Source organism: Pseudohongiella acticola, from assembly GCF_001758195.1.
Classification (GTDB): Bacteria; Pseudomonadota; Gammaproteobacteria; order Pseudomonadales; family Pseudohongiellaceae; genus Pseudohongiella; species Pseudohongiella acticola.
Map to the genome: position 1 here is coordinate 2,639,859 of NZ_MASR01000001.1, position 12,564 is coordinate 2,652,422.

Sequence of the window (12,564 nt, forward strand, 5' to 3'; positions counted from 1 at the left end):
GACAGAGGCACGCATGCTTAAACTCACCGGGCTGAGCAAACGCTATGATACTGGCGACCTTGCTTTGAATGATATCAACCTGACCGTGCCTGCTGGTCAGGTAATGGCGCTGATTGGCCCTTCGGGTGCCGGCAAAAGCACCTTGATTCGATGTGTGAACCGGCTGGTGGAACCGAGCCACGGTACCATCGAGCTGGATGGTCAAGACGTGACCCGTGTTCGAGGCGCCAGGCTTAGACAGACGCGGCGGCAGATTGGCATGATTTTTCAGAACCATGCGCTGGTGGAGCGCCTGTCAGTGATGGAAAATGTGTTATCCGGGCGGCTGGCTTATGTGGGTTTCTGGCGCAGTTTCTTTCGCCGGTTTCCTGCCGATGATATCAGGCAGGCATTTAATCTGCTTGAGCGGGTTGGACTGCAGACCCAGTTTGATAAACGCGGCGATGCGCTGTCTGGTGGACAAAAGCAACGGGTGGGCATTGCCCGAGCGCTCATGCAGCAACCCAAATTGTTGCTGGTCGATGAACCCACGGCCAGTCTTGACCCCAAAACCTCGCGCCAGATCATGCGCCTGATCTGCGACCTGTGCCGGGAGCAACAACTGGCCGCCATCATCAATATTCACGATGTGGTGCTGGCACAACAATTTGTTGATCGCGTGGTTGGCTTGCGCGGCGGGGAACTGGTTTTTGACGGCGATCCGAAAGACCTGAGCCCGGATATTCTCACCAGCATTTATGGTGAGGAAGACTGGTCGGTGGTCGATGACGATGATGACACCAATGATTCATCTGCACCTGCTGGCGTTGATATCGCAGGCGCACACCCATGAGCGTATCCAGTTCGGGCAGCGGGACATTATCTGCCAGTGAACAACAACGCATCGATCATGCCCGGGCCGGGCAATGGCGACCGCTGCCGCGGGTACGCAAGGCGCATTGGCGCTGGTTTATCAATCTGAGTGTCATTCTTTATCTCGTGCTGGCGTGGTTGAGTGTGGACGTCAACTGGGGCCGGGTTGCTCAGGGTATGGAACGCGGCCAGGAGTTTGTTGCGTCTTTCCTGCAGCCGGATTTCACCAGTCGTGGCGGTGAAATCCTCACCGGATTGTGGGAAAGCCTGACCATGACATTCACTGCGACCGTCATTGGCGTTGCGTTGGCGATACCGGTGGGCCTTGGCGCGGCGCGCAATATAGCGCCACTCCCGGTGTATTTTTGCTGTCGTGCGATTATTGCTGTCTCCCGTACTTTCCAGGAAATCATCATTGCCATTCTGTTTGTCACCATGTTTGGTTTTGGACCACTGGCCGGGGTCATTACACTTGCGTTTGCCACCATTGGTTTCATGGCCAAGTTATTGGCTGAGGATATTGAGGATACGCAGAAAGAACCACTGGAAGCGATACGGGCGACCGGGGGTGGCTGGTTACAATGGATAAACTACGCAGTGCAGCCTCAGGTCATGCCTCGCCTGATCGGCCTGTCGCTGTACCGGCTGGACATCAATTTTCGCGAGTCGGCGGTCATTGGCATCGTCGGTGCCGGCGGTATCGGTGCGACCCTGAATACTTCAATTAACCGATACGATTACGATACCTCGGCGGCAATTCTGCTACTGATCATTGTGATTGTTCTGATGAGCGAGTACCTGTCCGGGTATGTGCGCAAGTGGACCCAGTAATGCCAGTCAAACATGTCAATAACGTGCCGGTCTGGCAGCGCCGTGAACCGGCAAAACAATATGCCATCTGGGCCGGCTGGATGTTGGGCGGCATGCTGTTTCTGCTGTGTTGGAAAGTGATCTCGGACAATACCATCTGGGAATTCATGTACGATGCAGGCACTCAGGCAGGCAGCCTTATCGGCCGCATGGTTCCGCCCGACTGGAGCATTACCGGTTCATTGATGCTGCCGCTGTGGGATACCATCAATATCGCCACCGTCGGCACTGCGCTTGGCATTCTGATTGCTTTTCCGCTGGCATTTCTGGCAGCCCGTAACACAACCCCGCATCCGGCGCTGAGAGCAGTGGCACTGGGTATTATCGTCAGTTCCCGATCGATCAATGCGCTGATCTGGGCAATGTTGCTGGTGACTATCGTCGGGCCCGGTATATTTGCCGGTATGCTGGCCATCGCGCTGCGATCAATCGGGTTTGTCGGAAAGCTTCTGTACGAAGCCATAGAAGAAATACACCCGACACCTGTCGAGGCATTGTCATCCACCGGAGCGGCGCGTACGCAGGTACTGGCGTACTCGGTGTGGCCCCAGATTATGCCAGCGTTCGCGGGAATCAGTGTCTATCGCTGGGATATCAATATTCGCGAAGCGACCACGCTGGGGCTGGTGGGCGCCGGGGGCATTGGGCTGCAGATGAATGCGGCAATCAATAATCTGGCCTGGGGACAGGTCGCCACCGTGTTTGTGTTGATCTTCGCCACCGTGATCGTTTCCGAGTGGGTATCAGCGAAGGTGCGGCACGCAGTTATCTGAGGATTCAGGCTGCGTCGGATTCGGCAGGGTCAATTGCGCTCTGATGTTGCGTGTCGCAAGGCAGGCTAATCTGTAACAGAAACCCCTGCTTGTCCGATTGCCATTGCACACTGCCACCGGCCTCTTCAATGCGTTCCTTGATGCCTTTGAGGCCATTGCCTGCGACGATTTTCTGCCGTTTGTGACCGTTGTCCCGCACCTCCAGCAGGTAGTCGCTACCGGTGGGGCGATTGAATGCGATCACGCACCGGTTGGCGCCGCTATGTCGCAATACATTGGTCAATGCTTCGCGTGTGCAATGCAGAAGCGTCTGCGCCAGTTCTATCTCACCCAGCGTGGCATTGAAATTGAGTTCTATGTTTATACCGGGGATGTCACTGACCAGCTTTTTGACCGCGTCCCGGAAGTTGATCGGTTCATCTTCGCGCAGTTCGCTGACCGCCGTACGCAGGTCGCCTAACAACAGTTTGCCCAATGCCAGCGCCTGTTCGACTTTCTGTTTGCCGGGCTCTTCGGTAATGTGCGTCGCCACTTCCAGCTGCAGTATCTGAGCGGTCAGGTGGTGGCCCAGCAGGTCGTGCAGGTCCCGTGCAATACGCAGGCGCTCGCTTTGCCGCGAATGTTCGGACAACAGTTCCCGGGTCGCCACCAACTCCCTGTTCAGGGCTGCAGTCTCTTCGCGCAACTCCTGCTCGCGGCGTGCCCTGTGCGTCGCGATGACGGCAAAAACATGAAACAGGGCAAGTGTGACCGACCCGGTCACTGCCAGCATCAGGTCCTCATCACCCCAGTGCAGAACCTGACTGGCAGTGAAAATCAAAACGCTGCCCAGCAAAAGCCAGCCAGTGGTTCGTATAGGAAAGATTTCGGTGGCCTGAACAATCCAGACGATACCCAGAATCGCCACAAAACTGATATCCACCAGAAAATACAGAAGTACAATGGCGGCAGCTTCCAGCCACAAGACAGACAGCAGGCGCTGTCGTGACAATTCCGCCCAGGCTGAGGAGAATGCCATAAAACAGAAGATACTCAGCAGAAATAGTGCGCCTATCAGCGACAGTGTCGAGTTCCACTGGGCTGAGGCGTCGGCCAGCAGGTAGATGGACAGTGCGCTGACAATGATAAGCACAGCGCCGCCAGTGAGGCTTTGCGCACGATTGCTGTTGAGGAAACTGTCCATTTAATTATGACCAGATATTAAGGAGCGTGTGAGATCAGTCTTCGCCTGAACCAATCAGTAGCGTGTTCCCTTCGCTGTCGCGCAATAATGCAAAGCTCTGTTCCGGATTCCACGGTGCTGGCTTGGGTGGTTGCATGCCGTGCACACCACGGGCGCACAGATCTTCATACGTGGTCTCAACGTCGTCGACTGCCAGCACCAGACTAGGTACTTCATTGACCAGGTCATTCTCCCGCTGGGTCAGCAGAATGGCGGTTTCCGCACCGGGAATGCCGAGCTCGATCCAGCGCCAGCCGGTTTTGTAGGGTGTATTCTGCAATATTCGGAAACCAAGCTTTTCAGTATAGAAACGCATGGCGCGGCGTTGGTTGCTAACCGGTAATTGCGTGAACTTTATAAACTGCAACATCCTGGAGCCTCGTTCAGGTCAAATCGTGTGTTTCATTGCCGCCTTAGCGCGCCAGAGGTACTGGCTTGCCGGCGATCCATACTTGCTCCAGGGAGCGAGTATGGTTGATGTCCTGTGATGGATCTTCACCCAGAACCAGCAGGTCGGCCCATTTACCGACTTCGAGCGTGCCTGTATCGGTCAGCCCCATACAGGTTGCTGCGCCACCCGTGGCGGCGTGCAGAATCTGCATGGGATCCATGCCGGCATCCTGCATCATCCACATTTCAAGGTGTTCAAAGTAGCCCTGGAATCGCGCGGGCGGACCGCTGTCAGTGCCCATGGCTATCTGCACGCCTGCATCTGCCAGCATTTTAACATTGGTCATGGCAATGGGTAGCGATGCTTTGTATTGCTGAGCAGCGGTACTTTGCTGTATCCGTTGCTGACGTTCTGGATCGCGCAGCGTTTCAATTACTTGCGGATCAACACCTGCGAGGAAAAACGGGTCGGCAAAAAAAGCCGGCTCACTCTCATAGACATAGGTCGACAGCTCGCGTGTCAGTGTTGGGCTGTAACATAGATTGTGCGTTCGCATCAGATCGATAAATTCAGCGTCCACATGCATGTCGCGGACACTGTGCGCGATAAAATCAGCACCGGCGCGAATCAGGTCTTTGGTGTCCTGCAGGTAATAGGTGTGAACAGCGAGCGGGATGCCATGATGGTCGGCGCGTTCGCTGATTGCACGGTAGACTTCAGGTGACATCTTGGGTGTGCGGCCCAGATTATCGTCAACCCGGATCTTGATAAAATCCGGGTTCAACTCTGCGGTGTCATCGACCACGGCTCTGCCGTCATCCGGCGTTTGCGCTGACAGCACCGGCCCGGCGACGAACAATCGTGCACGCTCCAGTGCTGCTGTGTCCTGTTGGTCCCGCAACAGGAAACCCTCTGCTTCATCATCGCCGAGACTGACAACCGTGGTGATCCCATAGCCTGCGTATAACTCGAGCTGGCGAAGCAGGTTGCCCCGGTTGTAATGACCGGACTCAAGACCGCGTACGGCACCGACATGACCATGAGTGTTGATAAAACCGGGCGTCAGGGTTTTGCCGTCCAGCGACTGTCGTTGCGCGCCCTCTGGAATGACCACGCTATCAGTGGCGCCGACGGCCGTGATACGGCCATCAGTGATAACAATAACCCCGGCGTTGATCGGGTCAGCGCCGGTACCGTCAATAATTCTTACATCTGTCAAAGCGATCGGTGCGGCGTTGGCGGGTGAAAGAGCGCTTAGTGCTCCGCACAGAGCAAATACCCAGGTCAGGGAGTGTTTACCTGCAGGGCGGTGTAGGCGACTGATTATTCTGGCGCTGACATTCATGATTGATTCCTGTGCGCTCACGGTTAGTCGTCATTATGCGATTGTCAGTTCGGCTTCGCAACTTTGGTGCCGCTTTCCCGGTCCCGCGCTGGTTTTCCAGATTGACAGCGGCGCGCGATTTGTAGGTTAATGCCAAATTGCCTGTTGCAATCATTAGAGGAGCAGTTTCATGGAGTCATTACAAAATCTGGATCTTGACGGTCTGAACCTCAGCACTGAGGTATTGTTGACCTTCGCCATGACTTACGGTCCCAGGATCATCGGGTTTGTGCTGACGCTTGTGCTCGGTCTGTGGCTGGCAGGATTTGCTGGTCGGATTGTGAAGGGGGTGCTGAACAAAGGAAAAGTGGACCCGTCATTGGGCTCCTTTCTGAGCAGCCTGCTGTCCATTCTGCTCAAAGTGCTGGTGTACATCACGGCGCTGGGTGTACTCGGTATTGAAATGACCTCTTTTATTGCCATTCTGGGCGCTGCTGGCCTGGCGATCGGTCTGGCGCTTTCAGGCACACTGCAGAACTTCGCCGGCGGTGTCATGATTCTGTTTTTCAAGTACTTCAAAGTGGGTGATTTTATTGAGGCGCAGGGGTATATGGGGTCTGTCAGGGAAATACAGATATTTGTCACTATCCTGACAACAGCTGACAATAAAACCATCATTCTGCCTAATGGGCCACTTGCCACCGGCTCGCTGACCAATTTTTCGGCGCAGCCAACACGTCGTGTGGACTGGACGTTTGGCATTGCCTATGGTGATGACGTCGATAAAGCCTATGGCGTGTTGAGACGTTTGATCGCGGAGGACGAGCGCATCATGCAGGACCCGGAGCCATTCATGGCAGTGTCGGCACTGGCAGATAGTTCTGTCAATATCGTGGTCAGAGCCTGGGTCAATGCCGCTGATTTCTGGCCGGTACACTTCAAAATGAATGAGATGGTTTATAAAACCTTTGATAAAGAAGGGTTGAACTTCCCATTCCCGCAGCGCGATATACATGTGTATCAGATGGGGCCACCTGACGCGTAAGCGGGCGGACTAGCGTTCGAATAGTATGTCGCAGCAGATAATAAAATCGTCGCCTTCTATTCGGGTCATCACTGACAGGGTGATGCACAACGTGCCGTCAGAGATGGAAAAATAAGGTGGAGTGATCTGCATGTTGCCCGGATTATTCACCGCGTTGACAAAATAGTCGCGTCGTTTCCAGCTTGCCCCGTGCGTGTCTGACAGGGCACGCAGACGATTACGTGTGGACAACTCTATGTTTGGTGAGTTCAGATTAGAGTGACACTGGCTGCCATCAGGTGTCAGTTGATACAGGCGGATAGTGCGGTCCAGCCTGAACATGTCCTCGGCTATCTCTGCCACATGCGCTTTTTTCTGTGCGCCGATGGTCAGCGCAGCAAACCGGTGGCTGTAAGGAGATAACAGCAGTCTTTCCTTCTCGCTGCTGCGCAGCGCCAGTTCATCAAAGCTGTTGTACAGGGATCGCCAAAGGCCGCTGCGAGTGGCCACCGATTCGGACAGCAAGAACGGATGTGCAAAATAGAAACCCTGCACCAGATCCACCTGCGCGTCCATGGCGGCCACCGCTTCATTCTCGGTTTCGATACCTTCAGCCAGAACGATGCACTGACAGTTGTGCAGCATGCTGGTGACGCCCTTGAGCAGATCTTTGACGCTGGGGTCGACACCGGCCTTCTGCAACATGCCTCTGTCGAGTTTGACGATGTCTGGCTGGATGCGCCAGATACGCTCAAAGTTTGAGTGACCGGCACCAAAGTCATCGATGGCAATCAGGAATCCCATTTCTTTGTAGTCCCTGATCTGCGCCTCCAGTTGCAGTTCATCGTCAATCGTGGATTCAAGGATTTCGATAACGATGCGGTTGGCGTTGTAATTTTTCTCTTCCAGCAGCCGGGTCAGGAACGCGGTAAAGGTCGCTTTCTGTGAAAGTGTCTTGGGGTCAACATTCAGGAAGAGCCAGGCATTGGGCGGATCAATGGCGTAGAAATTCTCCAGGTGTATCAGCTGACAAAGTTTATCCAGTTCGATGATCGTGTTCTGCTCCCGGGCGCCAAACAGAATCGCGGGAGGTATGATCTTGTCTTCATCGGTGATGGCGCGAGCCAGACCTTCCAGTCCAACGATTCGGCGATGCGCAAGACTATAGATGGGCTGGAACGCGGAAATGATCCGCAGGTCGCCATAGTGTCCGCAGCGATTACCGCGGAAATAGCCCAGTTCATGTCCGGTTTCTGTCGTTGATTGCGTCATTGCGGCTCGCAGATGGTATGTGTCATGTCAATGCCGGTTGGATTGCTTTTTCCCCGTCGGGCAAGGCGAGATGGTCCGGCGCTAATGTGATGCGCGATAAGTAGTTAAAAGTTAACATGTTAACGCGACAGAACGTCCAGTGGAAAGTAAAGGCCGGCACGCAAACTGCGCATTTTCTGGTTATAGGAAATGAGCGCCTCGCCATAACCTTCATAGTAGCTGATAAAGAATGCACTGTTCACCCAGGGGCGCCGGTAGCTTATATCAAGCTGGTAACTGTATTTCTCAACCGCATCACCTTTGCTGACCTTGAGGCGGATGCGTGTGCGCTCATTGGGCCTGAACTTGAGTGTGGTTTCGCTGTGGCCCAGATAGTCAGTAATGTCTTGGTTGTTGGTTTCATCGCCCACGACCCGCCACAGCTTCAGGTCGACGCTTAGCCTGGGCGTCAAGTCAAACTCCTTTTTGACATAGATGCGGTCCCAACTGCGCGAGTCCACTCCTTTCAGGCCATTCGACTGATGTTCGATGCCGGCAGTATCGATAAATGGAAATCTGGCAGCAAACGGTTGCTGTGGATGGTTGAACTGCCAGAATATTTCCGGATTATAATTATGCTCCGCGAACGGCGAGGAGTCTTCGGCGGCGTTCCACCAGGATCTTTGCGAGTAGCCGAATCCCAGGGGTGCGAGGAATTTCAGGTTGGTTATTTCATCAAACAGGTTGAACGCCAGCCCCAGTTCAAACTTGATGTCGAGTTCCTCACCGGTGAAAGGTGTTGAGCCGTCAGCGTTACGGGCGCGACCGAAGATGATGTAATTGTCCTTGTATGGACGGAAAAAGCGGCCCAGTTCATCGGACGGCAATAGAACAGCATCGTTGTCGTCCGGGCTGGCCGAGTCGTCAGCAGCTACGTCCGCGACAGGCGTCATTTCGTCAGACGGCAATAACTGACGGCATAGTTCAAACAGTGAGGCCACGCTTCGACTGCGATGTACGGGCCTGACCACCTGTTCCTGCACACAAAACTGAATATCTGAGAGGGTGCTGGTCTCGGCGGGTTGTGCGACAGAATTTGCGCAAACGAAAAGCGCTGACAGGCCGGTCAGTGCCTGCCTGCGGCGAACCGTAAATCGATTTGACGGGCCCGGCCGTAACGCGGCGGACATGGATTGTGTAGGCATAACCGCCAGTTTACCGCATGCACTTGTCAAATACACGACAGCAATGCCAGACTTGAGAGATGACGACTGACAACGCTTATGAAACCCGGAAACGAGGACAGGCTCCAATGACAACAAGAAAACCATTCAGCGCCGCCCGGCTGGTATGCTGGCTCACGGTTATGCAGATCGCCTTTGTGGTCGCTCCGGTCAATGCGCAGAGTACTTCAACCATGCAAGCGGTGGCGGAGACAGCGCATGGTCGACTGCTCGGGGTACCCTCGCAACGGGCTCCATCGGTCAATGTGTTCAAGGGTATCCCATATGCAGCGCCGCCAGTGGCGCAGGGCCGCTGGCAACCTCCTGCACCGGTGGCGAGCTGGACGGGTGAGCGCATGGCCGATACATTCGGGCCGGATTGCATGCAGCAACCGTATCCGGAAGGGTCTTTTTTCTACCGCCCGGCACGCTTAAGCAGTGAAGATTGTCTCTACCTCAATGTCTGGACAGCGGCGGAGTCCGGCGATGCGCGCCCGGTCATGGTATGGCTGCATGGTGGTGCATTGACTCGCGGTTCCGGTGCCATCGACACTTATGACGGGGCGCGACTGGCGCAGAAAGACGTGATTCTGGTGACAATCAATTATCGGCTTGGTGTGTTTGGCTATTTTGCGCATCCGGAGCTGGTTGCCGAATCGCCCAGGTTCTCCGCCGGCAACTACGGTATTCTCGATCAGATACAGGCCTTGAAGTGGGTGCAGGAGAACATCGCGGCATTTGGTGGTGACCCTGAAAATGTCACTGTATTTGGTGAATCTGCCGGTGCCTGGAGTGTGAATTTTCTGACGGCGAGTCCGCTGGCAAATGGCTTGTTCCACAAGGCCATCGCCCAAAGTGGGGCGCGCCTAGACCCCAGGGTAGAGCTGGATCGTCAAAGCAGTGCCGGTGCCTCGGCAGCGGCTGCCGGCAGCCAGCTGGCTGAGCAACTGGGAGCAGGGGATTTGCGTGAGCTGCGTGCCATACCCGCGCGTGATTTACTGGACAGAGCCGCTGATGAAGGTTTTCGCACCGATGGTATCGTTGATGGCTGGGTCATCCCGGAGCAGCCCTACGCCATGTTTTCTCAGGGTCGCCAGAACAAGGTGCCGGTGCTGGTCGGATTCAACAGCGAAGAAGGCACGACGCTGGGCGCAGCCGCAACATTGCCGGATTCGGCCGGCGCCTATGAAGCCCGCATCAGGTCTGTTTATGGCGACCTGGCGGAGATGATACTGGAGGTCTATCCTGCCGACGATATTCGCAAATCCACGCTGGATAATTATCGTGACAGTGCTTTTGGCTGGAACATGGTGACCTGGGCCAACCTGACGCGCAACGTCGACGAGTCGGCGTATCTGTACTTCTTTACCCACCGGCCTCCAGGGCCCCGGGCTCAGGAGCTGGGCGCGTATCATGCATCGGAAATAGCCTATGTGTTCAATAATGTCGACACGTTGCCCAACCAGGCGTCGGCCATGGATCACCGTCTCGGCGATATCATGTCAGACTACTGGGTAAATTTTGCTCACCATGGCGTCCCCAGTGCAGCGGGCCAGCCGGAATGGCGCCCCTACACCAACGCCGAGCGACATTATCTGCTGCTGGGCACTCAGGTGAGTGCTGAACAGGATCTGCTGCCAGACAACTGGGCCGTGTTTGACCGTGTCATGGACCGTCGTCGCTAGTGCAGCCTGACGGCGTCCGTAATGGGGCCAGGTCGCCCGAGCCAGCAAAATGCTGCTTAAGCAATTCAGCCAGGGCGGATGTTGCCGGGCCGCAACTGTCGCTGGCTGCCATCATCATATAGATGGGCAGCTGGCGTTCCGCGCCCAGACTCAACGGCACTATTTTTAGCGTGCCCTGCTGGATGTCCGTTGCCACCCAGTCATAAGGAATAAAGGCGAAAGCGAGACCGACTCTGAGCACTTTCAATGTCGTGGAGAAATGGCTGACAGTCCAACGTTGCTCGGAGCCCAGCCAGCCAGCATCCTGTTCGCGACGGGTGCCACTGTCACGCAGGACAACCTGTCGCCAGCTCCGTAACTCCCAGTCATTGATGCCTGCGTCTGCTCCGGTCTGGCACAATGGGTGATCGGGATGGGCGACAGCAACCATGCGAATCGACTTTAGCGGCGTGCCCAGGTGGCCAACGGGCACCTGATTGCCAAGCACAATGTCAGCCTTTTTTTCCAGCAAGGCTTCTGTCGTGCCGGACAATTGTGTCTCCAGGAGACGCAGGCGAGTCAGGGGGTAACGTTGCGAAAATTGGTCGAGGACAGGAATCAGTTGTCCCGGTTCCAGCAAGCCGTCGATTGCCAGCACGATTTCTGATTCAATGCCACGCGCCAGCAGTTGCGCGGTTTGCTCTGCCGCCTCTGCCTGGGCCAACAGTTGTGTCGCCCGTCGGTACATGACCTTGCCTTCGCGCGTCAGCACCGCTTTGCGACCCGCCAGCTCAAGCACGGGTGCGGGCAACAGGTCATTCAGTCGCGCGATGGCGTAGCTGACACTGGATTGGCTCTTGTTGAGTGATTCAGCCGCTCTGGCGAAGCTGCCCTCGTCGACCACCGCTTTAAACGCGGCCCATTGTTCCAGGCTGATACGCGGTAACTTCATCGTTGAGTCCTGCCGCTGAATACGGTGCCACGGTGGATAGTTCGGATAATTGAATATAAAAGCCGTTAAAATTGCATCATAACATCAGATCATTGCCGGTAATATAGATCCCATAGGTCATCATGCTGATGACAGGAGGTGAAAATGATGAACATTAAAGCGGTCCAGGAAATTATTGCTGCTCGTGCGTCTTCCGATGGTGATGGTGTGAAGCTGCTGCGTGTTTTCGGTGGCGCTGGCGATCCCGCCCGTTTTGACCCGTTTCTGATGATGGATGAATTCGGCTCCTACGATGCCAGCGATTATATTGGTGGTTTCCCGCCACACCCTCATCGTGGTTTCGAAACTATCACCTACATGCTGGAAGGCCATATGGAACATCAGGACCACATGGGTAATGTTGGTGATCTGCGCAACGGAGATGTGCAATGGATGACGGCTGGAGCGGGCATCATACACTCGGAGATGCCGAAGCAGATGGAAGGTCGTATGCGTGGTTTTCAGGTATGGTTGAACCTGCCATCGCACAGCAAGATGCAGCCTCCTGCCTATCGGGATATTGCGTCAGCGACGATTCCTGTTGTCGAGCTGTCAGGCGTACGAGCCACACTGATTGCCGGTCATGCCGATCTGGACGGACAAGCACTCGATGGCCTGGTATCGCGTCCTGACACGGCGCCGGTTTATCTGGATCTGGAATTCAGCAAGAGCCAGGCAGTTCATACGCTAAAAGTAGCTGAGGGTCATACTGTCATGGTTTATGTTTATGAAGGCACAGTGGCCCTGGGCGAGGACGCAACGCAGGTTAAACGGGGGCAGGTTGCCCGGTTGGATCGTGATGGTAATACGGTTACGATCACACCAAAGGACGCGGATACCAGGCTGATAGTGTTGACTGGCAAACCCCTGCAGGAGCCGATTGTGCAGTATGGCCCCTTTGTCATGAACACACGGCAGGAAATTGAACAGGCGCTGGCAGATTATCAGCGTGGCGAGCTTGCCCAGTCTTTTTAAGCCA

12 protein-coding genes are annotated in these 12,564 nt (G+C 55.2%); 6 read left to right on the top strand and 6 right to left on the bottom strand.

Annotated features, from left to right (window positions below; genetic code table 11):
- Positions 1-13 precede the first annotated feature (13 nt).
- The 3 genes from phnC to phnE (PHACT_RS11465) are packed head-to-tail and all read left to right on the top strand — an operon-like array spanning position 14 to position 2,495.
- Positions 14-832 (top strand): phosphonate ABC transporter ATP-binding protein, encoded by an 819-nt coding sequence (gene phnC, locus PHACT_RS11455; RefSeq protein WP_070117887.1) that lies wholly within the window; start codon positions 14-16, stop codon positions 830-832.
- Positions 829-1,683, top strand: coding sequence for a phosphonate ABC transporter, permease protein PhnE (gene phnE, locus PHACT_RS11460; RefSeq protein WP_070117888.1), 855 nt, complete (start codon positions 829-831; stop codon positions 1,681-1,683). The genes phnC and phnE (PHACT_RS11460) overlap by 4 nt, the downstream gene beginning before the upstream one ends.
- The gene (gene phnE, locus PHACT_RS11465) at positions 1,683-2,495 is read left to right on the top strand and encodes a phosphonate ABC transporter, permease protein PhnE (protein ID WP_070117889.1); all 813 of its coding nucleotides are present in this window, start codon (positions 1,683-1,685) and stop codon (positions 2,493-2,495) included. Before phnE (PHACT_RS11460) ends, phnE (PHACT_RS11465) begins: the two co-directional genes overlap by 1 nt.
- A 4-nt stretch (positions 2,496-2,499) precedes the next feature.
- On the opposite strand, the gene PHACT_RS11470 is transcribed toward phnE (PHACT_RS11465), so the two are convergent.
- From PHACT_RS11470 to PHACT_RS11480, 3 genes are read right to left on the bottom strand one after another with little or no spacing between them, the layout of a single operon-like run.
- Complete coding sequence (locus PHACT_RS11470; RefSeq protein WP_070117890.1) at positions 2,500-3,678, bottom strand: sensor histidine kinase; 1,179 nt, start codon at positions 3,676-3,678, stop codon at positions 2,500-2,502.
- Positions 3,679-3,712: 34 nt separating this feature from the next.
- Positions 3,713-4,087 carry a VOC family protein gene (locus PHACT_RS11475; protein ID WP_070117891.1) on the bottom strand — a complete coding sequence of 125 codons (375 nt, stop codon included), beginning with the start codon at positions 4,085-4,087 and terminating at the stop codon, positions 3,713-3,715.
- A gap of 43 nt (positions 4,088-4,130) precedes the next feature.
- The gene (locus tag PHACT_RS11480) at positions 4,131-5,453 is read right to left on the bottom strand and encodes an amidohydrolase family protein (RefSeq protein ID WP_070117892.1); all 1,323 of its coding nucleotides are present in this window, start codon (positions 5,451-5,453) and stop codon (positions 4,131-4,133) included.
- Between the two features lie 169 nt (positions 5,454-5,622).
- Here PHACT_RS11480 and PHACT_RS11485 point away from each other — a divergent pair, with 169 nt between their 5' ends.
- Positions 5,623-6,477, top strand: coding sequence for a mechanosensitive ion channel family protein (locus PHACT_RS11485; RefSeq protein WP_070117893.1), 855 nt, complete (start codon positions 5,623-5,625; stop codon positions 6,475-6,477).
- A gap of 9 nt (positions 6,478-6,486) precedes the next feature.
- Here PHACT_RS11485 and PHACT_RS11490 read toward each other — a convergent pair whose 3' ends face one another.
- The gene (locus tag PHACT_RS11490; protein ID WP_070117894.1) at positions 6,487-7,728 is read right to left on the bottom strand and encodes a sensor domain-containing phosphodiesterase; all 1,242 of its coding nucleotides are present in this window, start codon (positions 7,726-7,728) and stop codon (positions 6,487-6,489) included.
- A 119-nt stretch (positions 7,729-7,847) separates the two neighbouring features.
- Positions 7,848-8,708, bottom strand: a complete 861-nt coding sequence (locus PHACT_RS11495; protein ID WP_211284394.1) for a phospholipase A — start codon at positions 8,706-8,708, stop codon at positions 7,848-7,850.
- A 311-nt stretch (positions 8,709-9,019) separates the two neighbouring features.
- On the opposite strand from PHACT_RS11495, the gene PHACT_RS11500 reads away from it, so the two are divergent.
- Positions 9,020-10,615 carry a carboxylesterase/lipase family protein gene (locus tag PHACT_RS11500; protein WP_070117896.1) on the top strand — a complete coding sequence of 532 codons (1,596 nt, stop codon included), beginning with the start codon at positions 9,020-9,022 and terminating at the stop codon, positions 10,613-10,615.
- On the opposite strand, the gene PHACT_RS11505 is transcribed toward PHACT_RS11500, so the two are convergent.
- Complete coding sequence (locus PHACT_RS11505; protein ID WP_070117897.1) at positions 10,596-11,546, bottom strand: LysR family transcriptional regulator; 951 nt, start codon at positions 11,544-11,546, stop codon at positions 10,596-10,598. The two genes, PHACT_RS11500 and PHACT_RS11505, sit on opposite strands and share 20 nt — an antisense overlap.
- Positions 11,547-11,690: 144 nt before the next feature.
- Between PHACT_RS11505 and PHACT_RS11510 the strand changes: the two genes are divergently transcribed.
- Complete coding sequence (locus tag PHACT_RS11510) at positions 11,691-12,560, top strand: pirin family protein (RefSeq protein WP_397389506.1); 870 nt, start codon at positions 11,691-11,693, stop codon at positions 12,558-12,560.
- Positions 12,561-12,564: the final 4 nt, after the last annotated feature.